Genomic DNA, 23,195 nt, shown 5'->3' on the forward strand with positions numbered 1-23,195 from the left:
ATTTTCATGTCTAGTCCCGTTTCCTGCTGATGAAGAAAAACAACGTCACGATGGCGACCGACAAGAGCAGGAACACGGTCGATATCGCGTTGATCTCCGGCGTTATCCCTCGACGTATCTGGCCAAGCATGTAGGTCGGCAGCGTGTCCTGGCCGCCCGATTTCACGAACTCGGTGATGACAACATCGTCGAGCGAGATGACGAAGGCCAACATCAGTCCCGCCAGAATGCCGGGCCACAGCAGCGGCAACGTGATGCGCCTGAACGTCTGCCACGGCGTCGCGTAGAGATCGGCGGCGGCGCGCTCCAGCGTCAGGTCCATGTTCTCCAGCCGCGCCCGGATCGGCAGATAGGCAAAGGGAATGCAAAACGCCGTATGCGCGGCGATCAGATAGCCGAGCCCCGAATAGCCGGTGAATATCTTTATGCGCGAAAAAAAGATCAGCAACGCCACGCCAGTGACGATCTCGGGCACCATCAAAGGCTGGTTGATGGCGGCATATTTGAAGGTCAGGCCGGGATAGGGCGGCGTGCGCGTGGTAGCGAGCGCCGCCATGGTGGCGAAGACGGTGGCCAGGATCGCCGCCGTGGCGCCGATCTCAAAGGAGCGCAAGGTGGCGTCTATGACTTGCGTGTTCTGCCACGCCGACTGGAACCATTTGAGCGAAAAGCCGCCCCATTCCGACGTCGAGGTCGCGGCGTTGAAGGCATAGACGACGAGCACGACGATCGGCAGATAAAGCACGACGAAGCAGGTGGCGGCGATCGCGGTGAAGCCGGACTGATGCTTGATGGAGAAGCTGCTAGCCATGACGCATCTCCGATTGTCCGGCATTGCGCACATAGGCAAGCAGCGCCACCATGACGATGACCATCACAGCGATCGACAGCGCCGAGCCGAGCGGCCAGTTGCGGCCTTGCCCGAACTGCAATTCAATCAGGTTGGAAAGCATCATGTTCTTGCCGCCGCCCAATAGGCTCGGCGTGACATAGGCGCCCAGCGCCGGGATGAAGACGAGGATCGAGCCAGCGACGACGCCGGGCTTGACCAGCGGGAAAATGATGCGCCTGAGCACCTGGAAGCGCGTCGCATAAAGATCGTAGCCGGCTTCGACCAGCCGGAAATCGAGCTTCTCCATGCTGGCATAGATCGGCAGCACCATCAGCGGCAGATAGACATAGGCCATGCCGATAAGGATCGCCGTGTCGGTGAAGAGTATCTGGATCGGCGCGGAGATAATGCCGAGCTTGAGCAGCACCGTGTTGATCAAACCCTCGTTGCGGATGATCTGCAGCACGGCGAAGGTACGGATCAGCAGGTTGGTCCAGAACGGAATGGTGATCAGGAAAAGCCAGAGATCGCGCGTCTTCTCGCTGCGCGTTGCCATGAAATAGGCGGTAGGAAAACCAAGCACCAACGTGGCGAGTGTGGTCACGATGGCAAGCTTGATAGAGCGCCAAAAGATGGTGACATGGGCAGCGGCGAGCGACAGCGTGTCGTCGAAGATGTCGCGTTCCATGAACACCGAGATCCACGCCTCCGGCGAGAATTGCCACTTCACGTCGCCATAAGGACCGGGTGTCAGGAACGAATAGACCAGCACGATCAGCAATGGGCCGGTCGCTGCCAGGAAGATGATCAACAGGGCCGGCGCCGACAGCAGCCAGCGGTCGCGGATATCGCGCCGTTCGGCCGCCTTGGCGACTTCTTCCGCGCTCGCCATCAATCCCTCAGCACTTGCGCGGCGTCGTTGCCGATCGAGACACCGACCTTGTCGCCTCGCTCGAAACCGCAGCCTGCGCTGCGCGTGTTCTGCTGGCGCACGGTGAAGGCTTCGCCGCTGTCCAGTTGGACATGAATATGCGTATCGGTACCGAAATAGACGATGTTTTCGACGGTTCCGGAAAGATCGCCCTTGCCGCCGGTCAGCTTTGCGTGTTCCGGCCTGACCACCAGGGTGGCATTCGCCTTCGGCTGGAAGCCCTCGGCCACCGTCGCGTCGATCGTCGCGCCGGATTTGAGTGTCGCGCGCGCCTTGCCGTTGCCGATGCCGGTGATGGCCGCGGTCAGGAAATTGGTTTCGCCGATGAAGTCGGCGACGAAGCGCTCGGCTGGCTTGTCATAGATGTCCCAGGGCGTGCCGACTTGCAGGATCTTGCCGGCTGACATCACCGCGATGCGGTCCGACATGGTCAGCGCTTCTTCCTGGTCGTGGGTGACGAAGATGAAGGTGATGCCGGTCTGGTGCTGCAGCCGTTTCAGTTCGATCTGCATTTCCTTGCGCAGCTTGTAGTCGAGCGCCGACAATGGCTCGTCGAGCAACAGCACTTTTGGCTGCGGCGCCAGCGCGCGCGCCAGTGCCACGCGCTGCTGCTGGCCGCCGGAGATCTGGCTGGTGCGGCGGGCGCTCAGCGCCTCCATCTTGACCAGCTTCAGCATCTCGGCGACGCGCGCCTTGATTTCGGCCTTCGGCTTGCCCAGCATCTCAAGGCCGAAGCCGATATTCTCGGCCACCGTCATGTGCGGGAACAGCGCATAGGACTGGAAGACGGTGTTGACCGGCCGCTTGAACGGCGGCAGCGGCGCGATGTCCTGGCCGTGCAGCAGGATTTCGCCTTCGCTGGGGAAGTCGAAGCCAGCGATCAGCCGCAGCAGCGTCGTCTTTCCGCAGCCCGACGGCCCCAGCAGCGTGAAGAACTCGTTCTCGCGGATCGACACCGAAACCGTGTCGAGGGCGGCGACTTGTGCGTCCCCGATACCGAACACCTTGCGGACGCCGCGGACCTCGATTGCACTCTTACCCGGTTGATCCGGCACGCATTACCCCATTTTCATGTCCGCTCTTGATGGCGGATCCAGTTCCCATTCGATTGTCAGCATATGCCGGTCGGCTTGGCAACCATGCATCTGGGCCTCGGTTCAAAACGCAAGCTCCGTGCCCCAGTCAGCGCCATCATCAAACCTGATAAGTGATCTTGCCGCCGCAGATGGTGCTGACCGGATGCACCTTGTGCAAGGAAGCCGGTTCAGTTGCCTCGATATCGGCCGACAGCACCACCAGATCGGCCAGATAGCCTGGTTTCAGCCGGCCCTTACGGTGCTCCATGAATTCGGCATAGGCGCCTTCGACCGTGTAGCCGGCAAGCGCCTCGATCAGCGAGAAGCTCTGGTCGGGGTCGCCTTCTGCCCACGGTTTGCGCAGCATCGCCGCCTGAATGCCCAGGATCGGGTCGACCCGCGACACCGGCCAGTCGGAAGCGAAAACGACATGCGCGCCCGCCTGCTTCAGCGTCCGCCAGGCATAGCTGAGCGGCCATCTTTCGCGGCCGATACGCGAAAGCGTCGGTTCCAGCGGGAAGTCCATGGCGCCGGGCGGGTGCGGCGGCTGCATCGAGGCGATGACGCCGAGTTCGGCGAAGCGTGGCACGTCGGCGCCGGTGATAACCTCGATGTGCTCGACGCGGTGCCGGCTGTCGCGCCTGCCGTTCTTCCGCCGCGCCGCCTCGTAACCGTCGAGGACCGCGCGCACCGCGCCGTCGCCTATCGAATGCACGGCGATCTGCAGGCCGCGTCGGTCGGCCTCCGGCGCCACCTCGGCGAAATGCTCCGGCGTGAACAGCGTCTCACCGCGCCAGCCCGGCCGGTCGGCATAGTCATCGACCATGACCGCGGTCCAGCCTTCCAGCACGCCGTCATAAAACATCTTGACCATGCCGGACGACAGCCATTCCGATCGGTAGGCGGAGGCCATCCTCGACGCTTTTTCCAGCCTGTCGAGCGTCATGAAGTTCTTGAAATGAAAAGGTATCTTGGTGCGGCAGAGCAGCCGCCCTTCCTGCTCCAAACCGGCAAGTAGCTCGAGCTGGTAGAGGTTGCCGTCCATGTTGTGGATCGAGGTGATGCCGTGGCGGGCGCACCATTCCAGCCCGCGATGCATCAGGTCGCGATCGGCCGCGACTTCTGCGGCGGAAGGATAAGGGTCGGGCTCGCCGCCTGTCGCAAGGCCGAGCCGCACGCGGTTTTGCCCGGAAAGCTCGAGGATCGGCCCGAACGCCTCGCCCTCGCGCAATTCGCCGGCCGCAAGGCCGTCGGCGCCCATGACGATCTCGTTGCCGGGCCCGAGTTGCCTGCCGTGCAGGATGCCGGCCAGCTCCAGCGCCTTGGTATTGGCCCACATCGTGTGGTGATCGGAAGCCGACATCGCGAACGGCCGATCGGGGATGATGCGGTCGAGATGGTGGCGGGTGACCGGCTCTTTCGTGGAAAGGATGGTGTAGTCGACGCCGGCCCCAAGCAGCAGTTTGGCGTACGGTCGTGCCGCCGCGTAGGCACGGATCGCTTCGCTCAGCGCATCGAAGCCATGCACGCCCTGAAGGTGCAGATTGTCGAGTTCGGCCGCGCCGCCGAAAAGATGCATATGCGCTTCGATGAAGCCCGGCACCACCGACCCGCCTTGCGCATCCATGACCTTCGTGGCCGGCCCTTTCAGCGCCTCGACCGTCCGGCGATCGCCGACCGCCAGGATGTTGCCGTCCTTTATCGCCACCGCCTCGGCCGTCGGATTGCCTTCGTCCATGGTCAGCACACGGGCATTGGTGACGATCAGGTCGGCATTTGAACTCATGATTACCCGCGGTTCGGTTGCGCTGCCGACAGGCTAGACGACCGGCTGCCGGGCCAGCAAGCCATGGCCGGTTGGCCCAGCGCCTTGTGGAGGGCCATGCAGGACGGTTAGGGTCGCCGCGTCTCACCACGGAACAAGTTCATGAAGACTGTTTTTTCGCCTCTCCATGCCGGCCATTCCGGCAATGTCGAATTGATCGCCGGCGCCATCGTGCCCGCATTTGAAAAGCCTTCGCGCGCCGAGTTCATCAGGGCGCGGGTGGAGAGCGAAAAACTCGGTCCGATCCTGCCGCCGGAAATCCACGACCTCGCCGCCGCCAGGAAGGTGCATGACAGCGACTACATCGATTTCCTGCCGACCGTCTGGCCGCTCTGGGAAGCATCGGGCCGCAGCGGTTCGGCCATTCCCTTCACCTGGCCGACGCGCGGCCTGCGCGGCGACGTGCGACCGAAAGGCATCGATGCGCTGCTCGGCTTCTACTCCTTCGATGGCGGCGCGACGTTCGTCAAAGGTACATGGGACGCGATCAAGTCGTCCTATGACGTCGCGCTGACAGCCGCCGCGTTGGTCAAGGCCGGTGACCGTTCGGCCTTCGCGCTCTGCCGACCGCCGGGGCACCATGCCGGCGCAGCCTTCATGGGCGGCTATTGCTTCATCAACAACGCCGCCGTCGCCGCGCAATGGTATTGCGACCATGGCGCCGGGCGCGTGTCGATCCTCGACGTCGATTATCACCACGGCAACGGCACCCAGGAGATCTTCTACCGCCGCGGCGACGTGCAGGTGCTGAACCTGCATGGCGATCCGATGACCGAATATCCCTTCTTCCTCGGCCATGCCGACGAGCGCGGCGAGGGCGACGGCGAAGGCTTCAACGACAATTATCCGATGCCCTTCGGCACCGGCTGGGAGGTGTGGAACGCCTCACTTGAGGACGCCTGCACGAGGCTTTTGGCTTATGCTCCTGACGTCGTCGTGGTTTCGCTCGGCGTCGACACCTTCGAGAAGGACCCGATCAGCCAGTTCAAGCTGAAAACGGGCGACTATCCCAGGATCGGCCGCCGCATCGCCAGGCTCGGCTTGCCGACGCTGTTCGTCATGGAAGGCGGCTACGCCGTCGAGGAGATCGGCATCAACGCCGTCGGCGTGCTGACCGGTTTCGAGGACCGCTAGAGGCGCTGCCGGTGCCCGCAACTCATATGGCGCACTCGGCGCGGCGAGCGCCACGGCGGGCCGGCGCTATCGTGTTGTTGGACCATGATGTTTTTCCAGAATGCGTTCGCCCTTTGCGAAATGATGTTCTATTTTTTGAATCCATGGCTTTGAGGGGCCGAATTCATCGGAAGAACAAACGCATTTGAGCCCCGGGAAAGCATTTATGAGGGACGACACACCGGAAAACGAAAGCGCCTCGGCGCTGGCGCCATTCCGGCACGGCATCTTCCGGGCGGTGTGGTCCGCCAGCCTGGTTTCCAATTTCGGCGGCCTCATCCAGGGCGTCGGCGCCGCCTGGATGATGACGACGATCGCCACCTCGTCCTACCAGGTGGCATTGGTCCAGGCCTCGACCACCTTGCCGATCATGCTGTTTGCGCTGCTGGCCGGCGCTATCGCCGACAGCTTCAACCGGCGCAAAATCATGCTGATCGCGCAGATCTTCATGCTGGTCGTCTCGGCTCTTCTGACCGTCTTCACCTATCTCGACCTGATGACGCCGTGGACGCTGCTCGCCTTCACCTTCCTGATCGACAGCGGCACCGCGCTCAACAGTCCGTCCTGGCAGGCTTCGGTCGGCGACATGGTGCCTCGCACCAAGGTGCCGGCGGCAATCGCGCTCAACTCGATGGGCTTCAACCTGACGCGCAGCGTCGGCCCGGCGATCGGTGGTATCATCGTTGCCGCGGCAGGTGCCGCCGCGGCCTTCGCCGTCAACACGCTGAGCTATGTCGGCCTCATCGTCGTGCTGGCCCGCTGGAAGCCGGAACTGCCGGCATCGACCTTGCCGCGCGAGACGCTGGGCGCCGCAATGGGCGCCGGCCTGCGCTACGTCGCCATGTCGCCTAATATCGGTAAGGTGCTGGTCAGGAGCTCCGCTTTCGGCTTCAGCGCCGGCGCGGTCCTGGCATTGCTGCCGCTGGTCGCGCGTGACGTCGTCAAGGGTGATGCCCTGATCTACGGCATCATGCTCGGTGCCTTCGGCATCGGCGCCGTCGGCGGCGCGCTGATCAGCGTCAGGCTACGGCAGCTGCTGTCCAGCGAAACCATGGTGCGCACGGCATTCGCCGGTTTCGCCGTCTGCGCCTTCAACGCCGCCGTCAGCGATCATGCCTGGCAGACGTCGCTCGGCCTGCTGGTCGGCGGCGCCTGCTGGGTGACGGCGCTGTCGCACTTCAACGTCACCGTACAGATGTCGACGCCACGCTGGGTGGTCGGCCGCGTGCTTTCGGTCTACCAGACCGCGACCTTCGGCGGCATCGCGCTCGGCAGCTGGGTCTGGGGCGTCGTCGCCGACGCGCATGGCGCCGAAGTCGCCCTGATGGCGGCCAGCGTCGCCATGCTGGCGGGCGGTGCCATCGGCCTGCTCCTGCCGCTGCCGCAGCAGGCTGTGCTCAACCTCGATCCGCTCAACCGCTTCCAGGAGCCGCATCTGGCGCTTGATCTCAAGCCGCGCAGCGGTCCAATCGCCATCATGATCGAATATGTCATCCGTAACGAGGACGTGCCGGAATTCCTCGCCACCATGGCCGAGCGCGGCCGCATCCGCCGCCGTGACGGCGCCCGCAACTGGACATTGGCGCGCGATCTCGAAAATCCGTCGATATGGATCGAGCACTACCACACGCCGACCTGGGTCGAATATATCCGCCACAACAGGCGCGCCACCTACGCGGACGCCGTCATCGGCGAGCGTATAAGGGCGCTGCACAGCGGCAACGAGCCACCGCGCGTCCGCCGCATGATCGAGCGCCCGACGACGGCTGGCACGGCGCTGGTCATGCCGAAGGGGCCGATCGAGCATTAGTGGCTGGCGGTGCGTCCAGTTGGACGAGCAAAATGAAATTGCGGCGCCTGGCCCAATCCGCGAATGCACGAACAGGATGGCCATTGTCGAGAGACGGTTATATCAGTTGATGTGACTATGACGAGTAAGGGGAGACGATGCGTTACATACGTCCGCTTTCAATTGAAGACGCCGCCGGCCTGTTGGCCAGTTCGGCCGGCACGGCCGCCATCCTCGCCGGAGGCAGCGACCTCCTGGTGAGAATGAAGGGCGGCTTTATCGAACCCGACCTGATCGTCGACATCAAGGCGATCGACGGGCTTGGCGAGATCAGGGAAACAGCCGAGGGCTTCAGCATCGGCGCGGCGGTCCCCTGCGCCGTGCTGGGCGAGAACACGGCCCTGCAGAAGGCATGGCCTGGCGTCGTCGAAGCAGCCAAGCTGATCGGCTCCAAGCAGGTGCAGGGACGCTGCACCATCGTCGGCAATCTCTGCAACGCCTCGCCGGCCGCCGACAGCGTGCCGGCACTGGTGGCCGCTGGCGCCAAGGCGGTGGTCGTCGGCCCGGGAACCAGGCGCACGATTGCCGTGGAAGCGGTGCCGACTGGGCCGGGCAAGACGTCGCTGGCCAAGGGCGAGATCATCGAGGCAATCCTGCTCGACAAACGTCTGCCGCGTTCGGGCGATGCCTATCTGCGTTTCATTCCGCGCACCGAGATGGACATCGCGGTGGTCAGCGCCGGCGTGAACCTGACGCTCGATGAGGCGGGTGTCGTCAAATCGGCCCGCGTGGCGCTGGGCGCCGTGGCGCCGACGGTGGTTCTGGTCGAGGAGGCCGCCGAGGTTCTCATCGGCTCCAAGCTGGACGAAGCCACGCTGGAGAGGCTCGCCAAGGTCTGCTCGGGCGCCTGCCGTCCGATCGACGACAAGCGAGGCACTATCGAATTCAGACGGAAAGTTGCGGGTGTGCTGGCCAAGCGGGCCGCCACGACCGCCTATACACGTGCAGGAGGCAAGTGATGGCCGGTGTAGCAGTATCAACGACAATCAACGGCGACAATGTCGAGTTCCTTTGCCAGCCGGACGAGACGCTGCTTGATGTCCTGCGCGATCGCCTGGGGCTGACGGGCGCCAAGGAAGGCTGCGGCACCGGCGACTGCGGGGCCTGCAGCATCATCCTCGACGACCGGCTGGTATGCTCATGTCTGGTGCTCGGCGCTGAGGCCGAGGGCCGGCACCTCGAGACCATCGAGGGCATGGCGCATGGCGACAGGCTGCATCCGCTGCAGCAGAAATTCCTGGAGCACGCCGCACTTCAATGCGGCGTCTGCACGCCGGGCTTCCTCATGGCGGCCAAGGACCTTTTGGCCAAGAACCCCGATCCGACCGAGGAGGAGATCCGCTTCGGCCTCGCCGGGAACCTCTGCCGCTGCACCGGCTATGACAAGATCGTGCGTGCCGTCCAGGACGCCGCCATCGTAATGAAACAAGCGTGATGAAGGGAGCATGACGATGAATTTCGATCCGCGTTACTCCGGACGCAATTTCACCTCTGTCGGCACGCGTCCCATTCGTCCCGATGGCGTCGACAAGGTGACGGGCCGCGCACGCTATGGCGCCGACTTCAACATGGCCGGGCAACTGGTCGGGCGCGTTCTCAGAAGCCCTCATGCGCATGCCATGATCAGGAAGATCGACACGTCGAAGGCGCAGATGCTTCCCGGCGTCAAGGCGGTGATCACCGCGGCCGACCTGCCCGACCTGACCGACGGCGATGCCGCCATGTACGACATCCTCGACAACTGCATGGCGCGCAAGAAAGCGCTCTATGACGGCCATGCCGTGGCCGCGGTCGCTGCGGTCGATGCCCGCACGGCGAGGCAGGCACTGAAGCTGATCGAGGTCGACTACGAGGTGCTGCCGCATGTCACCGACGTCGACGAGGCGATGAAGCACTCCGCACCCCTGATCAACGACGCCATCTTCACCGAGGGCCTCGAGGAAAAGCCCGTCAAGCCTTCAAACGTCACCAAGCGCACCCAGTATGGCCATGGCGACATCCATGAAGGCTTCGGCCAGGCCGATTTCGTCGTCGAACGCTCCTTCAAGACCGAGCAGACGCACCAGGGTTATATCGAGCCGCATGCCTGCGTGGCCAATGTCAGCTCCGACGGCACCGCCGACCTCTGGGTCTGCACGCAGGGCCATTTTGTCTACCGCCAGCACTGTGCCCAGCTGCTTGGCATGGAAGCCTCGAAGCTGCGCGTCACCTCGTCGGAGATCGGCGGCGGTTTCGGCGGCAAGACCCATGTCTGGGCCGAGCCGGTGGCCCTGGCGCTGTCACGCAAGGCCGGGCGGCCGGTCAAGCTGGTCATGAGGCGCGACGAGGTGTTCCGCGCCTCCGGCCCGACCAGCGCCACCTCGATCGATGTTCGGATCGGCGCCCGCAAGGACGGCACGATCACCGCGGCCGAGGCGACGCTGCGCTATTCCTGCGGCCCCTATGCCGGCATGTGGGCCGAGATCGGCGCCATGACCGCCTTTGCCTGCTACAAGCTCGAGAACGTCAAGACGGTCGGTTACGAAGTGCTGGTCAACCGGCCCAAGACCGCGGCCTATCGCGCGCCGTCGGCGCCGATGGCAGCGTTTGCGGTGGAAAGCGCGGTCGACGAGCTGGCCAAGGAGATCGGCATGGACCCGGTCGAGTTTCGGATCAGGAACGCGGCGCAGGAAGGCACCAGATCGTCCTACGGCCCGGTATATGGGCCGATCGGCATCGGCCCGACGCTGGAGGCGGCGAAGAACCATCCGCACATGAAGGCGCCGCTCGGCAAGAACCAGGGCCGCGGCATGGCCTGCGGCTTCTGGTTCAACTTCGGTGGCCAGACCTGCACCGACCTCAACATCGGCATGGATGGCTCGGTCTCGCTTGCCGTCGGCACGGTCGATGTGGGTGGTTCCCGCGCGTCGCTGTCGCTGGTGGCGGCGGAGGAGCTCGGTATCCCCTATGAGCAGATCAAGACGGTGGTCACTGATACCTCCAGCCTCGGCTACAACGATATGACGGACGGCAGCCGCGGCACCTTCTCGTCTTCGATGGCGACGATCTCCGCCGCTCGCAACGCCATCAAGATCCTGCGAGAACGCGCCGCGCAGATGTGGGACATACCCGTCGACGACGTGGTCTGGGAAGAGGGTCATGCGATTGCCAAGGGCGCGACGCACGGCAACCTCTCGCCGCTGTCGATGAAGGAGATCGCGGCCGCTTCCGGAAAGACGGGCGGACCCATCGCAGGCCATAGCGAGCTCGTCGCCGACGGCGCCGGCGTCTCCTTCGCCACCCATATCTGCGATATCGAGGTGGATCCCGAGACAGGCTCGACCAGGGTGCTGCGCTACACCGTCGTTCAGGACGCCGGCAAGGCGGTGCATCCGACCTATGTCGAGGGACAGTACCAGGGCGGTGCCGCGCAAGGCATCGGCTGGGCGCTCAACGAGGAGTATATCTACGGCAAGGACGGGCGGCTGCAGAACCCTGGCTTCCTGGATTACCGCATCCCGGTCTGCTCGGACCTGCCGATGATCGACACGCAGATCCTCGAGATCCCCAATCCTAACCATCCTTACGGGGTGCGCGGCGTCGGCGAGACCTCGATCGTGCCGCCGCTGGCGGCGATCGCCAATGCGGTGTCGAACGCCGCGGGCGTGCGGATGACGCATATCCCGATGTCGCCGCCGCGCATCCTGGCGGCGCTCGAGGCTGAACGGGGAGGCTGATGGTCGAAGTAACGCTCTGGGGGTCGCTCGGCGCGATCGCCGGAGGCAAGAGCAAGGTCGAAATCGAGGCCAAGGATATTCGGGAGCTGTTCAGGAAACTGGCCGAACAGTATCCCGGCCTCGAGCCATACATCGATCGCGGCATCGCCGTCGCCATCGACGGGACGATCTATCGCGACACCTGGTCGAAGGAACTGCCGGAAGGGGCGGAGATTTTTTTGTTGCCGCGGTTGGCTGGGGGGTAGGTGAGGTCGTCGGCATTGCCTAGCATCAAGGTCTCAAACGTCGTTGATGGGGCCGACAACGGACCGGCAGCTTCGAGCCCGCGGATATCGAAAGCGGACATTCACGTCGAGTGGGCATGATCATGATCTGACCCCGAACAGACTGGGAGCGAGGTGCCAAAAGCTTCAACGCCGAAGAGCGATGGAGGTCAAATCAGACGATCCTCATTATGACATCGATATTGCCCCGTGTCGCTTTGGAGTAAGGACAAATCTCGTGCGCTTCATCCACCAGAATTTGTACCATATCGCGCTCCAGACTCGGCACGGCAATATCCAGTTGGACGCTAAGAAAGTGGCCGTTTTCTTCGTAGTTCAGATTCACCTCGGCCTCGATGCTCATCCCTGCAGGCAGCGCGATTTTTCGTTCGTGGGCCGCAGATGCGATTGCGCTTGCGAAGCTGGCCGACCAGCCGGCCGCGAGCAACTGCTCCGGATTGGTGCCGATGCGCGCCGATCCAGGCGTCGATAGCCAGATGTCCAGAAGGCCGTCGGAACTGCGCGAGGCGCCATTTTCGCGGCTGCCCGTGGTTGCGGTCCTGGCCGTATAGACAACCCTTGCGATGTGGCTCATTGGCATTCTTTTGCTGGTAGCGGTAACCGCCGCTTGGGCGGTTGCCGCGAACTCCATCAGGCGTCGGCTTCGACAACTGCATCGGCAAAGGCCTGCGGCGCTTCCTGGGGCAGGTTGTGCCCGATGCCGCCGGTGACGACCCGATGCGCGTATCTGGCCGGGAACATCGTGGCGTACACGCTGGCGTCCGGATGCGGCGCGCCATTGGCGTCACCTTCGAGGGTGATCGTCGGCACGCCGATGACCGGTGCCTGCGCGAGTCGCTCCTCGAACCCGTCGTATTGCTGCTCGCCGGCGGCGAGTCCGAGCCGCCAGCGATAATTGTGGATCACAATGGCCACGTGATCGGGATTGTCGAAGGCTGCGGCGCTGCGCTCGAATGTGGCATCGTCGAAATTCCACTGCGGCGACGCGAGTTGCCAGATCAGCCTGGCGAAATCCCGTGTGTATTTCTCGTAGCCGGCGCGGCCGCGATCGGTGGCGAAGTAATATTGATACCACCATTGCAGCTCGGCCTTGGGTGGCAGCGGCAGCTTGCCGGCTTGCTGGTTGCCGATGAGGTAGCCGCTCACCGAGACCATCGCCTTGCAGCGTTCAGGCCATAGTGCGGCAATGATGTTCGCGGTGCGGGCGCCCCAGTCGCAGCCGCCAATCGTCGCCTTTTCGATGCCCAGCGCGTCCATCAGGGCGACAATGTCCGCGGCAATCGCAGACTGCTGACCGTTGCGCATCGTGTCATCCGACAGGAATCGGGTCGTGCCGTATCCGCGCAGGTAGGGCACAATCACGCGGTACCCCTTTGCGGCAAGCAGGGGAGCGACATCGGCATAGGTGTGGATGTCATACGGCCAGCCATGTAGCAGGATGACGGGCGGGCCGTCGGTCGGTCCAAGTTCCGCATAGCCGACGCTCAGCACGCCGGCCTCGATCCGCTTCAAGGGCCCAAAGGACGCCGCAGGCTCGCCAGTCGTCTGTTGCGCTTGTGCCGGGCCGATCAGGCCGAACTGAGTGGCGGCGACAGCCATCGCGGCGGCGCCAAAGAACCGACGGCGATCTTGGTCGATCTCATCCGGGATATTGAGTGAATGCATTTGGGAACCTCTATCCTTGCGCGGGCGATCAGCCGAACGTGAATGCAAAGACCTCCACGCCTGAGTCGAGAAACTCGATCTCGAACTGCCGATCGATGATGGGTTTCGATTGTCGGATCAGTTGGTACAGGCGCTGCTCTGTCACTGCGCCTTCGCCCTTTTCATTGACGTCGATGCCGTGAGCCGTGCCTGGCGGCTGTCCGTCGATCAGCACGCGAAATCTCACAGACGTTCCCGGCGCTGCCGGACCCATGACCAGATGAAGGTCGCGCGCGTGAAAACGGTACGCGATGCGGCCATCGGACTTGTTCAGTACGGCGGTTTCTTTCCTTACCGTCCAACTGCCAGACAGCCCCCACTCATTCAGGCGTAGTCGCGCCGGCACGTCGTAGATGTGCGGCGCGTCCAAGACCGCTTCATCGCCGGAGGCAAAATTCTGGGTGCGTTCGTAGCCGAGATAATTTTCCAGAGACTTGAGGGTCTCCCAATTGGCCGCGGCTTCGATGCCGCGGGCATCCACCGACACAGGCTCACGGTCGAATCCGCCGGCGCCAGCCTCAGTCAGCAATTCCTGGATGACCATTTCCGACTGTTGGTATGAGCCCTCGCCAAAGTGGTGATACCGGACGCGTCCTCGCGAATCGACGAAATAGAGTGCCGGCCAGTACTGGTTGCTGAAAGCCCGCCATATGAGATGGTCATTGTCGACGGCGATCGGGTAATCGATCCCCAGGTCTTTCACCGCCCGGTGCACGTTGTTCAGGTCTTTTTCGAACGCGAACTCCGGCGCGTGGATTCCGATCACCACCAAACCATGCTTCCGGTATTTCTCGTCCCAGGTCTGAACGTAGGGAAGCGTGCGCAGCCAGTTGATGCAGGTGTAGGTCCAGAAATCGATGAGGACGACCTTGCCATGCAAAGCCGACGCCGCCAGCGGCGGCGAATTTATCCACTCGTTCGCCACGCCAAGCGAAGCAAGCTCGGATTGACCCTCAAACTGGAGGGAGGAAAGTCCGTGAAGAAACGGAACCCTCATCGGTGCGGAGGCTATCGGCTGAGCCACATTCGCGTCTCCCAGAAAACTGGCAATCGGAGCCCCGATCGCCAGTGCGAGCGCCACCGCGACGAGCAGCTTGGTTGCTTTCATCGACGACGCCTTTTCAGTTTCGATCGATATCGCCGCGCGGACGATTCGGCGGCGCGCTGCGCGCTGAATCCTTCAAAGCGGAAGCTCTTTGCCGGCCTGCTCAGCCACCATGTATTCCGCGTACCAGTCCGGCCAGTTCTCATCGCGCTGGCCGCCGTTGCGCTTCTCGTGCTCGCCGTGGGCCTCCGACGCGCGTCGCAGCGCGGCAGCAAGATCCGCTCCGGAAGCGTAGGTCGTGACATTGGAGTCGATCCGGCCGGGAAAGCGGGTGGTGATTTCCTGCAGCAGCCATTCGTTGCCGTCCGGGTCCTTGAACGTCGCGAACGAGGAGTAGCTGCGCCGCTCGGGATCGCGCCCCTTGACCGCCGGCCTGCCGGGACCTGTGCGGTGAAACGCCTCGCTGACCTCGGCGCCGTGGCCAATGAGCTCGACGCGCGCCGCCTCGATGTCCGACACGACAAGATAAAGTCCGCTTGCCGAGCCGGGCGCCGCCGTCGTGATCCCCGTGCCGAAGTGGATCGAGGCAGGCGAGCCCGGAGGTGTGAACTGCACACCCCGGAACGTATCGCCGACGACGAAATCGCCGTCGAGCCGCCAGCCCAGGCCGCTATAAAAGCTCTTGGCGCGATCGACGTCCGAGACGGGGATGACCACGACCTCGAGCTTCATGTCGAGCGCCTGCTTTTTGAGGGTCCCGGTCGCAGTTTCGCGCTTTTCGTCATGGGGCGTTTTCATGGTTTGAGACATTTGTCGTTCCTTTCGAGTGAGGTGGTTGTTTGGTTTGCCGCAGCGGCCTGAACGCGGCGCGCAACTCGGCAGAAAAGAGCTCCGGCTGCTCCCACGCGGCGAAGTGGCCGCCTTTGTCGACCTCATGGAAGTAGATCAGGTTGGGGTAGGCGCGCCGGGCCCAGGTCTCGGGGGCCCGATAGCCTTCGCCCGGAAAGACCGTGATGGCCACCGGCAGCGAGACTTCGCTGGTCTTTTCAGCGCCGGCAAAAACGGGACTGCGCCCGCCGCCGTACTCCCAGTAAATTCGCCCGGACGAGGTGGCGGTGTTCGTCAGCCAGTACAGCGTGATATCGTCCAGCACTTCGTCAGGCGACTTTTCAGGGTCGCTTTTGTCGTAGGTCCAGCCCGAAAAGCCCGGATGTCCGAGCATCCAAGCGGCGAGCCCTGCGGGGGAGTCATTGATGGCGTAACCGATCGTCTGGGGCCGGGTGCCCATCATCGTGGCGTAGGATCTGTTCCCCATCTTGGCGGCCATGCTGAGCGCATCGAACGCCGCGCGCTCCTTGTCCGTGAGCCCCGACGGCGCCGGTCCGCCGGCGGCGAGCACCGCGGCAATCTCTGGCGGTACGACAGCCGGCAGGTTGACATGAATGCCGAGCAGGCCTGCCGGGGCCAGACGTCCCATTGCATTCGAAACGGGAGAGCCCCAGTCGCCGCCCTGGGCGACGTAATCTGTGTAGCCAAGGCGCTTCATCAGCTCTGCCCAGGCTCGTGCAATGCGGTCTGTACCCCAGCCAGTATCTGTGGGTTTGCCGGAGAAGCCGAAACCCGGCAACGACGGCAGTACGAGGTCGAACGCGTCTTCCGGGCTACCGCCATGCGCCGTGGGATCGGTGAGCGGGCCGACGGTCTTGAGCAGTTCGAGCACCGAGCCGGGCCAGCCATGCGTCATGATCAGCGGCAGGGCATTGGGATGTTTCGAGCGAACGTGAATGAAGTGGATTTCCACGCCGTCGATCGTGGTCATGAACTGGGGCAGGGAATTCAGCTTCGCTTCCGCTGTCCGCCAGTCGTAGGCCGTGCCCCAATACTCGACGAGCGGCCTGATCTTCGCGAGCTGTATGCCCTGCGACTGGTCATCGACCGTCTCCCGGTCGGGCCACCGTGTCTGCGCAATGCGACTGCGAAGATCATCGAGCGGCGCTTGCGGCACATAGACTTTGAAGGGCCGGATCGAGCGATCCTCAACCGGGTTGGCGGAGGCGGGCGCGGAAAGGATGCAAAGCCCGAATGCCAGCACGGCCGCCAGTTGGTCGAGCCTCATGGCTGCACCGTCTTGTCCGGAGTGTGGAACGTCACCGTTTGTTTGGTGAAGACTTTGCCTTCTGGATCCACCACCTCGATCAGCACCATGTGCTGGCCGCTTGGCATGCCCACCAAGATGATGGTGTTGCTCTGACCGTAGTCCGCCCACGCCCAAGGCAGGTCGTCGACAGTGACGTGCAGATGCCCGACCCGCGGAGACACGTTGCGCGCGGCCGCCCCGCCCACAGGCAGGATGCGCAAGTTCTCCACCCGGTACGGGATGAACACGACGCCGCCGACCAGCGGACCCGGAAGCGGCGGCTCCACGATCAGCTTGGGTGCGGGCTCGTTGTCGATGGGAACGACCGTGCTCTGGGCAAACGCGCCCGTGGCGAGCACGGTGCAAGCCGCGAGTGCGGCGAGCGTCTTGATGAGGGGGTTCATTGCAGTCGCTCCCTTCGGAGGTTCGCTACGCAGCTATCGCTGGGCGGAAGATGACGCGCGTCCGGCGCGCCATCCCCCGCCAACACGTCATGTCTGCAACGTCTTGAATGTTGCGCGCACCTCATCGGTGAAACTCTTCGGCTGCTCCCAGGCGGCGAAATGGCAGCCCTTGTCCGTGCGGCCATAGTGCAGAAGCTTCGGGAACGCGCGTTCGGTCCAACTCTTCGGTGCGGTGTAGATTTCGCTGGGGTTCGCAGTCGCACCGACGGGAATTGTGATGCCCTTGGCGTCGAAGAAGCCGGCCTTCGCCGTTTGCGTATGTTCCCAATAGAGACGCGCCGACGAGATCGCCGTGTTCGTCAGCCAGTAGAACGTGATGTTGTCGAGGATGTCGTCGCGGGTAAGGCCCTCCGGCTCTCCATCGAAGGAACGGGCGATCAGCGCATAACTATCCGCATCGTGATCGAGGATCCACGCCGCCAGGCCGGCCGGTGAATCGACGATCCCGTAGAGAGTTTGCGGACGAAGAGCCATCTCGTTGGCGTAGCCCAGGCCGTTTTTGTAGAAGAACGCTACCTGCTCGTAGGCACGCTTCTCGTCGGGGCCAAGATCAGCGGGGGGCGGACCGCCGGAGGCTAGCGCCTTCACGATCTCCGGCGGAATGGTCCCCGGCATATTCGTGTGGATGGCGACCAGCTCGGGAGGTGCGATCAGGGCCATCTGTTCCGTGATGAGTGCTCCCCAATCGCCGCCCTGCGCGACGTAGCGGTCGTAGCCGAGGCGTCTCATCAGCACGATCCACGCCCGCGCGATGCGCCCCGGATCCCAACCGGTTTCGGTGGGCTTGCCGGAAAAGCCGTAGCCCGGCATCGACGGGATCACCACGTCGAACGCGTCGGCCGCGGTACCGCCGTGCGCAGTGGGATTGGTGAACGGATCGATGATCTTTAGGAGTTCGATGACCGAACCGGGCCAGCCATGCGTGATGATGACAGGCAGTGCGCCCCGATGTTTGGATTTCACGTGGATGAAGTGGATGTCCAGGCCGTCGATCTCGGTGACGAAATTCGGCAGCGCCTTCAACCGCGCCTCGCATTTGCTCCAATCATATTCCGTTCCCCAATACTGCATGAGCTTCTGCATCGTGGCGAGTTGCACGCCCTGCGTTGGCCCTACCGTCGCAGGGGTCGACCAGATCCGCCGGGAGGCCTCGTCGGAGACGAGCTCGCGCTCGGGCCAGCGCGTAGCGACGATGCGCCGGCGAAGCTCGGTGAGCTCCTCCTGCGGGAAGCTAACGGTGAAAGGGCGGATGCCATCGCTGGTTGATGCGGCGGCCTTTTGTGACGGGAGCAGGCTCGCGGCGCCTGCGGCGGCGATGCCGACCGCGGCAGTGCCCAAGAGTCGCCGGCGATCCTGGTCGATTGTTTCGGAGGTTCTGGTCGTGTCCATGGGACTCTCCTGGGGTTGATGGATGCGATCTGCACTGCTTGACGTACCCCCGGGAGATGGGATTAGCCCGTTATGCGTCGTGAGCTCTTGTTAGTCGCTGCCCGCCAGCCGCTTTTTTGAGCAGATAGGAGGGGCCAGACAGTGGAGACTCCCTATGGTGCGGGAGCGTTCCTTGACTTAAACTGAGGCGCTGGGTGCAGGCGGCTCCCAAAAGAAGAGACGCCATGACGATAACGGCAAGTCAGGCCAAAGACAGATTGTCGTTTGGCCCTTTCTGCTTGGCTGCGGGTGAAAGGCTCCTGACAAGAGAGGGCGCTCCCGTAGAGCTGGGCTCGCGCGCCCTTGAAATTCTCATCGTCCTGACTTCCGCGCCGAATGAAGTCGTCAGCAAGAAGGATCTGATGTCGCGGGTCTGGCCCGATGTGGTTGTCGAGGAAGGCAGCCTGCGGTTCCACATGACCGGGCTGCGCAAGGCGCTGGGCGATGGAAAGGATGGCGCGCGTTACATCGCGACGCTTCCGGGGCGCGGCTATTGCTTCGTTGCACCGGTCTCGCGATCAAGCACACACGACGAAGCCCCATTCATCGCCGCTGGGTTTCCGCATGCGAATCTTCCAAACCGCTTGAGCAGAATGGTCGGGCGGGATGAGGACGTTCTCAAGCTGTCGGCGCAGCTGAATGCTTCGCGGTTCGTCACCATCGTTGGCGCCGGCGGTGTCGGTAAAACCACCGTCGCGATCGCAGTCGGGCATCATCTGATCGACGCATTTTATGGGGCAGTTCTGTTCGTCGATCTGGGAATGATCGGTGATCCCGGTCTGGTGACGACAGCCGTCGCCTCGATGCTTGGGCTGTCCGTTCAAACAGAAGATGCCACGCCCAACCTAATCGCTTACTTGCGCAACAAGCGGATTCTCTTGATCCTCGATACCTGTGAGCATCTCTTGGATGCGGTGGCGCCTTTGGCAGCAAGCATCGTCGATGCGACGTCACAGGTCCACATTCTGGCAACGAGCCGCGAGGTGCTTCGGGTTGAGGGCGAGCATATCTATCGATTGGATGCGCTTGCCTATCCGCCCGACGAACCTGGACTAACGGCGGCCATTGTCCAGACCTTCCCGGCCACCCAACTGTTCGTCGAACGAGCGGTGGCAGGCGGCGCTCGTTTGGACGTCAGCGATGCGGAAGCCCTGCTCATCGCAAGCATCTGTCGAAAGCTCGACGGCGTGGCGCTCTCCATCGAACTGGCGGCCAGGCGCGTCGAATCCTATGGGCTGCAACAGACCGCCGCGCTTCTTGATCAACGCCTGACACTGCTGTGGCTCGGTTCGCGGACCGCGCCGCCGCGTCAGCAAACCCTGCAGGCGACACTAGACTGGAGCTTGGGGCTCCTGACCGACCTTGAGCGCGTGGTGCTTCGCAGGCTCGCTGTATTCGTCGGTCATTTCACGCTCGATGCTGCACTGGAGGTGGTGACGAGCGCGACCCTCGACCGATCGACCGTCCTTGGCGCCATGGACAGTCTTGTCGCCAAATCGATCGTGGCGACGCGTCCGGTCGGAGCAATGATGCGCTACAGGCTCCTCGATACGACGCGCGCCTACGTTCTCGACATCCCGATCGATGACGCCGAGGCTGCCGATCTGGCAGTGCGCCACGCCGCCTACTATCGGAGATGGCTGGAGCAGACCGGGATCGAGTGGCCAAGCCTGGCGACCGGTGAGGAGCGGGCGCCTCACTTCGCCGCCATCAACAATGTCCGGGCTGCCTTGGAATGGTGCTTCGGCGACAGCGGAAACGCCGACATCGGCCTCGGACTCGCCACCGCTGTCGCGCCGGTTTTCCTGGCAATGTCCTTGTTGCCGGAGTGTCATCGCTGGTCTGAAAGAGCAATATTCGCTTTCGACGATGCCGCCCGCGGCGGACTTGACGAGATGCATCTTCAGGCAGCCCTCGGCGTGTCCTTCATGTTCATGCGGGGAGGACGCGACAGGGCGCGCGTAGCTCTGGAGAGGAGCCTGGCGATCGCCGAGGAGCGCGGCGATCCGCTGGACCGGGTGCGTCTGTTGGGTCCGCTCAACATGTTCCATCTGCGGACGGGCAATTTCGCAACCGCCCTTGAGTTTGCAAGGCGTTGTTCAGCCACAGCCGCGACCTTGGACGACTCGGTCGCCAGCGCGCTGGCACACTCGATTCTGGGCATCTCGCTCCACCTGCGAGGCGACCTCGCGCAGGCCCGCGCAGAGCTGGAGGCGGCGCTCGACCGTGGGCCGCGCTCCCAGCGGACCACGACGATCTATCTGGGGTTCGAAGGCAAAATCCTGGCCAGGGCCATCCTGGCGAGGAACCTTTGGCTACAAGGCCATCCGGATCAAGCCATGGCACACGCCCGACAGGCCGTCGAAGAGGCTGCCGCCATGGATCATTCTCTAACGTTGGCGATCGCGTTGATCTGGGCGATATCGGTCTTCCTTTGGACCGGCGACCTGAAGAGCGCCGAGGCGTACATAGATATGCTCATCGCCCGCGCGGAATCCCATTCCATGACTCCTTACCTGCTGGTCGGTCGGGGCTTCAAAAGCGAAGTCGCGATCCGTCACGGCGATGCAAAAAGCGGCGTCGAGGGCCTGCAGACATCTCTTCAGAAGCTCCACGCGGCGCCTTATGAATTGCTCACGACGCCGCTCAATCTCTCGCTAGTTAGGGGACTGTCCGCGACCGGTCAGGTTGATGAAGCCATTGCGTTGATCGACGAGTCGCTTGGTCAAGTCGAACAGAACGGCGATCAATTGTACCTCCCGGAGTTGCTCCGGATGAAGGGAAGCCTCCTTCTCCAGTCGGAGCGCAACCGTGATGAAGCTGCCGCCTACCTCATGCAGGCACTGGAGTTGAGCCGAAGTCAGCGCGCACGGGCATGGGAGTTGCGAACCGCAACCGACATGGCGACGCTGATGGCCGGGCGAAGGGAGGCGGATAGCGCTCGCGAGCTCTTGCAACCAGTCGTGGAGCATTTCGTTGAGGGCCAGGACACTGCGGATGTTAAGGCTGCCGAGCACCTTCTGGCTACGCTGAGGTAGCAATCGTCAACGAAACTTCTTTCACTGATGATGACCTCTGCTTTGGGAGTAAAGTTGCTTGGCCTGTGAATTTCGTGATGGCCGCTTTTGGCGAAGGAACGGCGCTGTCGTAGTGACTGGAATGGGCGCAAAGCGGCCGGTCATGCCAGCCTGAACTGCACTGCAGGCACACGCGATTTCCGACGCCGAACCTCACATACCGAAGGGCTACCCCGCCTCCCTACGCCCCCAGCGTCGGCTCCGTATTCACCTCCAGCGCCTCTTCCGCCTCATCCTCCTCGCCAAGCACCTCGCCCTTCACCCCCAACGGCCGCCCGATCCAGATCGGGTCGACCAGACGGTCGCGCTTGGGGTTGGTGGTGTTGAGGTGGATGAGAATGTTCGGCCCGCTGCCTGTTCAAGTCACTCACAGCTATTCACCGCCTTCAGCGCTTCTCCACGGGACGGTTTGTCAGCGATCCGTCGAACAGACGCGTAGAACCTTGGATAGTCGCCGGAGCACAGGTCGAACAAGCGAAGGAATGCCGGAACCTGTTCGCCGTAGACGGAAGTCGCGGCGAGCTTGGCGTTGTTGATCGGCGTATCAAACCAGCGGTCGTATCCCCGGTATCCGGCCCAGCGCCGGTCGCGCATGTGCCGGTAGCGCATCCGCAGCGTGTCGATCGTGGCTGCCTTGGCGGCCGCCATCTGCTGCGGGGTACGGGCACTTCCATAGACCCGGGCCAGCTCGTCGCGCGTTTTCGCCACCAGCCTGAGAAAATCGGCGTTGCGCTTGCGAGCGACTTCGTAGCGGCGCAATCCGGCCCGATCGCCGGCGGCGCGGAGCCATTTCCTTGTGCCGGTGGTTTCGACGGCAACCGCGAAAGCCTCGTTGAACGCGGAATCGCCCTCCACATAGAGGCGCTGATGCGCCAGTTCATGAAAGACAAGGCTTGCAAGATAGGTGTCATCCTGACCAAGCATGGTGCTGAGCAGCGGGTCGCTGGACCAGCCCAGGGTGGAATAGGCGGTGATGCCTGTGACGTAGACGTCCAGCCCCTGTCTCTGAAGCGCGACAGCGCTGTCCGTCGCGGATTTCCGGGAGAAGTAACCCCGGTACGGAACGCAGCCAAAAACCGGAAAGCACCATGTTTTCGGCGCGAGCGAGAATTGCGGCGCGGCAAAAACGGCCCAAGTCACAGCGTCCCGGTGGATGTCGACGTAGCTGCGGTAGCTGCTGTTGTCAGGCAGGGCCAGTTCATCTGTCGCGAATTGTCTTATGGCGCTCGCCGACGTCAGCTTGCTGCGCAATGGTCTGGGCGTCGAAGGATCGCGGATCAGCCTTCCAATATTTTTGCGCGCCGCCATGATGCGTACATGACCCTCCAGCGACTGCGCGTAGTAGGAGATGCTTGTGCAGCCGGCCACCCCGAACGCCATGGTCAGCGCGGCCAGTATTCGAAGAACGCGCCTCACAGTTTGCCCACCGCTTGCTTGTCTGCCCATGCAGCTCCCGTTCTCAACAGAGCACCGATCTTCGTCAAGCAGACACCGGCCCAAAGTTACCGCACTCTTCGCCCGCCCCGACAACCGCATATGAGATTCTTGCGAGGAGGACCCCACCCTAACCCTCCCCACAAGGGGGAGGGAACGCTGCCGCGCACCTTTACGTCCTCCTTGGCATTGAAAGGGCATGCAATTTGCCGAGGTCAGC

The 23,195-nt window shown here is 63.1% G+C and carries 19 protein-coding genes; 7 read left to right on the plus strand and 12 right to left on the minus strand.

The window, feature by feature from the left end; translation table 11 throughout:
- Nucleotides 1–10 precede the first annotated feature (10 nt).
- The 4 genes from NKJ84_RS09885 to NKJ84_RS09900 form a co-directional block, all read right to left on the minus strand.
- Nucleotides 11–811: an ABC transporter permease gene (locus NKJ84_RS09885; protein WP_352506296.1), complete on the minus strand. Its 801-nt coding sequence runs from the start codon at nucleotides 809–811 to the stop codon at nucleotides 11–13.
- Nucleotides 804–1,724: an ABC transporter permease gene (locus tag NKJ84_RS09890; protein ID WP_352478299.1), complete on the minus strand. Its 921-nt coding sequence runs from the start codon at nucleotides 1,722–1,724 to the stop codon at nucleotides 804–806. Before NKJ84_RS09890 ends, NKJ84_RS09885 begins: the two co-directional genes overlap by 8 nt.
- Complete coding sequence (locus tag NKJ84_RS09895) at nucleotides 1,724–2,818, minus strand: ABC transporter ATP-binding protein (RefSeq protein ID WP_352506297.1); 1,095 nt, start codon at nucleotides 2,816–2,818, stop codon at nucleotides 1,724–1,726. Before NKJ84_RS09895 ends, NKJ84_RS09890 begins: the two co-directional genes overlap by 1 nt.
- Before the next feature lie 139 nt (nucleotides 2,819–2,957).
- A complete protein-coding gene (locus NKJ84_RS09900; protein WP_352506298.1) occupies nucleotides 2,958–4,625 on the minus strand; it encodes an amidohydrolase in 1,668 nt (555 codons plus the stop codon).
- 141 nt (nucleotides 4,626–4,766) lie between these two features.
- Between NKJ84_RS09900 and NKJ84_RS09905 the strand changes: the two genes are divergently transcribed.
- The 6 genes from NKJ84_RS09905 (at nucleotide 4,767) to NKJ84_RS09930 (ending at nucleotide 11,647) form a co-directional block, all read left to right on the plus strand.
- On the plus strand, nucleotides 4,767–5,798 hold the full coding sequence (locus tag NKJ84_RS09905) for a histone deacetylase family protein (protein WP_352506299.1): 1,032 nt from the start codon (nucleotides 4,767–4,769) through the stop codon (nucleotides 5,796–5,798).
- A gap of 205 nt (nucleotides 5,799–6,003) precedes the next feature.
- Complete coding sequence (locus NKJ84_RS09910) at nucleotides 6,004–7,647, plus strand: MFS transporter (RefSeq protein ID WP_352506300.1); 1,644 nt, start codon at nucleotides 6,004–6,006, stop codon at nucleotides 7,645–7,647.
- Nucleotides 7,648–7,784: 137 nt separating this feature from the next.
- Complete coding sequence (locus NKJ84_RS09915) at nucleotides 7,785–8,645, plus strand: FAD binding domain-containing protein (RefSeq protein WP_352506301.1); 861 nt, start codon at nucleotides 7,785–7,787, stop codon at nucleotides 8,643–8,645.
- A complete protein-coding gene (locus NKJ84_RS09920; RefSeq protein WP_352478287.1) occupies nucleotides 8,645–9,121 on the plus strand; it encodes a (2Fe-2S)-binding protein in 477 nt (158 codons plus the stop codon). Before NKJ84_RS09915 ends, NKJ84_RS09920 begins: the two co-directional genes overlap by 1 nt.
- Nucleotides 9,122–9,137: 16 nt before the next feature.
- Complete coding sequence (locus tag NKJ84_RS09925; RefSeq protein WP_352506302.1) at nucleotides 9,138–11,402, plus strand: xanthine dehydrogenase family protein molybdopterin-binding subunit; 2,265 nt, start codon at nucleotides 9,138–9,140, stop codon at nucleotides 11,400–11,402.
- A complete protein-coding gene (locus tag NKJ84_RS09930; protein ID WP_023675441.1) occupies nucleotides 11,402–11,647 on the plus strand; it encodes a MoaD/ThiS family protein in 246 nt (81 codons plus the stop codon). Before NKJ84_RS09925 ends, NKJ84_RS09930 begins: the two co-directional genes overlap by 1 nt.
- A gap of 193 nt (nucleotides 11,648–11,840) precedes the next feature.
- Here NKJ84_RS09930 and NKJ84_RS09935 read toward each other — a convergent pair whose 3' ends face one another.
- The 7 genes from NKJ84_RS09935 to NKJ84_RS09965 all read right to left on the minus strand — a co-directional run bounded on the left by NKJ84_RS09935 (nucleotide 11,841) and on the right by NKJ84_RS09965 (nucleotide 18,425).
- Nucleotides 11,841–12,260, minus strand: coding sequence for an Ohr family peroxiredoxin (locus tag NKJ84_RS09935; RefSeq protein WP_352506303.1), 420 nt, complete (start codon nucleotides 12,258–12,260; stop codon nucleotides 11,841–11,843).
- Between the two features lie 56 nt (nucleotides 12,261–12,316).
- Complete coding sequence (locus NKJ84_RS09940; protein WP_352506398.1) at nucleotides 12,317–13,336, minus strand: alpha/beta fold hydrolase; 1,020 nt, start codon at nucleotides 13,334–13,336, stop codon at nucleotides 12,317–12,319.
- Between the two features lie 43 nt (nucleotides 13,337–13,379).
- Nucleotides 13,380–14,498, minus strand: coding sequence for a redoxin domain-containing protein (locus NKJ84_RS09945; RefSeq protein ID WP_352506304.1), 1,119 nt, complete (start codon nucleotides 14,496–14,498; stop codon nucleotides 13,380–13,382).
- A gap of 72 nt (nucleotides 14,499–14,570) precedes the next feature.
- The gene (locus NKJ84_RS09950) at nucleotides 14,571–15,167 is read right to left on the minus strand and encodes a VOC family protein (protein ID WP_352478279.1); all 597 of its coding nucleotides are present in this window, start codon (nucleotides 15,165–15,167) and stop codon (nucleotides 14,571–14,573) included.
- Between the two features lie 49 nt (nucleotides 15,168–15,216).
- Nucleotides 15,217–16,551, minus strand: a complete 1,335-nt coding sequence (locus tag NKJ84_RS09955; protein ID WP_352506305.1) for an epoxide hydrolase family protein — start codon at nucleotides 16,549–16,551, stop codon at nucleotides 15,217–15,219.
- Nucleotides 16,548–16,976 carry a DUF6130 family protein gene (locus NKJ84_RS09960; RefSeq protein ID WP_352506306.1) on the minus strand — a complete coding sequence of 143 codons (429 nt, stop codon included), beginning with the start codon at nucleotides 16,974–16,976 and terminating at the stop codon, nucleotides 16,548–16,550. Before NKJ84_RS09960 ends, NKJ84_RS09955 begins: the two co-directional genes overlap by 4 nt.
- 87 nt (nucleotides 16,977–17,063) lie before the next feature.
- A complete protein-coding gene (locus NKJ84_RS09965) occupies nucleotides 17,064–18,425 on the minus strand; it encodes an epoxide hydrolase family protein (protein ID WP_352506307.1) in 1,362 nt (453 codons plus the stop codon).
- Between the two features lie 224 nt (nucleotides 18,426–18,649).
- Here NKJ84_RS09965 and NKJ84_RS09970 point away from each other — a divergent pair, with 224 nt between their 5' ends.
- On the plus strand, nucleotides 18,650–21,502 hold the full coding sequence (locus tag NKJ84_RS09970; RefSeq protein ID WP_352506308.1) for an ATP-binding protein: 2,853 nt from the start codon (nucleotides 18,650–18,652) through the stop codon (nucleotides 21,500–21,502).
- A gap of 402 nt (nucleotides 21,503–21,904) precedes the next feature.
- Here the strand turns inward: NKJ84_RS09970 and NKJ84_RS09975 are convergent, their stop codons facing one another.
- Nucleotides 21,905–22,921 (minus strand): aminopeptidase, encoded by a 1,017-nt coding sequence (locus NKJ84_RS09975; RefSeq protein ID WP_502904018.1) that lies wholly within the window; start codon nucleotides 22,919–22,921, stop codon nucleotides 21,905–21,907.
- Nucleotides 22,922–23,195 lie beyond the last annotated feature (274 nt).

Source organism: Mesorhizobium sp. M0048, assembly GCF_040323405.1.
GTDB lineage: Bacteria > Pseudomonadota > Alphaproteobacteria > Rhizobiales > Rhizobiaceae > Mesorhizobium.

What these genes read in the sequence shown, in the direction of transcription:
- NKJ84_RS09885 (WP_352506296.1), bottom strand. Translation starts at nt 811, where the DNA reads ATGGCTAGCAGCTTCTCCATCAAGCATCAGTCCGGCTTCACCGCGATC.
- NKJ84_RS09890 (WP_352478299.1), bottom strand. Translation starts at nt 1,724, where the DNA reads ATGGCGAGCGCGGAAGAAGTCGCCAAGGCGGCCGAACGGCGCGATATC.
- NKJ84_RS09900 (WP_352506298.1), bottom strand. Translation starts at nt 4,625, where the DNA reads ATGAGTTCAAATGCCGACCTGATCGTCACCAATGCCCGTGTGCTGACC.
- NKJ84_RS09905 (WP_352506299.1), top strand. Translation starts at nt 4,767, where the DNA reads ATGAAGACTGTTTTTTCGCCTCTCCATGCCGGCCATTCCGGCAATGTC.
- NKJ84_RS09910 (WP_352506300.1), top strand. Translation starts at nt 6,004, where the DNA reads ATGAGGGACGACACACCGGAAAACGAAAGCGCCTCGGCGCTGGCGCCA.
- NKJ84_RS09915 (WP_352506301.1), top strand. Translation starts at nt 7,785, where the DNA reads ATGCGTTACATACGTCCGCTTTCAATTGAAGACGCCGCCGGCCTGTTG.
- NKJ84_RS09920 (WP_352478287.1), top strand. Translation starts at nt 8,645, where the DNA reads ATGGCCGGTGTAGCAGTATCAACGACAATCAACGGCGACAATGTCGAG.
- NKJ84_RS09925 (WP_352506302.1), top strand. Translation starts at nt 9,138, where the DNA reads ATGAATTTCGATCCGCGTTACTCCGGACGCAATTTCACCTCTGTCGGC.
- NKJ84_RS09930 (WP_023675441.1), top strand. Translation starts at nt 11,402, where the DNA reads ATGGTCGAAGTAACGCTCTGGGGGTCGCTCGGCGCGATCGCCGGAGGC.
- NKJ84_RS09935 (WP_352506303.1), bottom strand. Translation starts at nt 12,260, where the DNA reads ATGAGCCACATCGCAAGGGTTGTCTATACGGCCAGGACCGCAACCACG.
- NKJ84_RS09945 (WP_352506304.1), bottom strand. Translation starts at nt 14,498, where the DNA reads ATGAAAGCAACCAAGCTGCTCGTCGCGGTGGCGCTCGCACTGGCGATC.
- NKJ84_RS09950 (WP_352478279.1), bottom strand. Translation starts at nt 15,167, where the DNA reads ATGAAGCTCGAGGTCGTGGTCATCCCCGTCTCGGACGTCGATCGCGCC.
- NKJ84_RS09955 (WP_352506305.1), bottom strand. Translation starts at nt 16,551, where the DNA reads ATGAGGCTCGACCAACTGGCGGCCGTGCTGGCATTCGGGCTTTGCATC.
- NKJ84_RS09960 (WP_352506306.1), bottom strand. Translation starts at nt 16,976, where the DNA reads ATGAACCCCCTCATCAAGACGCTCGCCGCACTCGCGGCTTGCACCGTG.
- NKJ84_RS09965 (WP_352506307.1), bottom strand. Translation starts at nt 18,425, where the DNA reads ATGGACACGACCAGAACCTCCGAAACAATCGACCAGGATCGCCGGCGA.
- NKJ84_RS09970 (WP_352506308.1), top strand. Translation starts at nt 18,650, where the DNA reads ATGACGATAACGGCAAGTCAGGCCAAAGACAGATTGTCGTTTGGCCCT.
- NKJ84_RS09975 (WP_502904018.1), bottom strand. Translation starts at nt 22,921, where the DNA reads ATGGCGTTCGGGGTGGCCGGCTGCACAAGCATCTCCTACTACGCGCAG.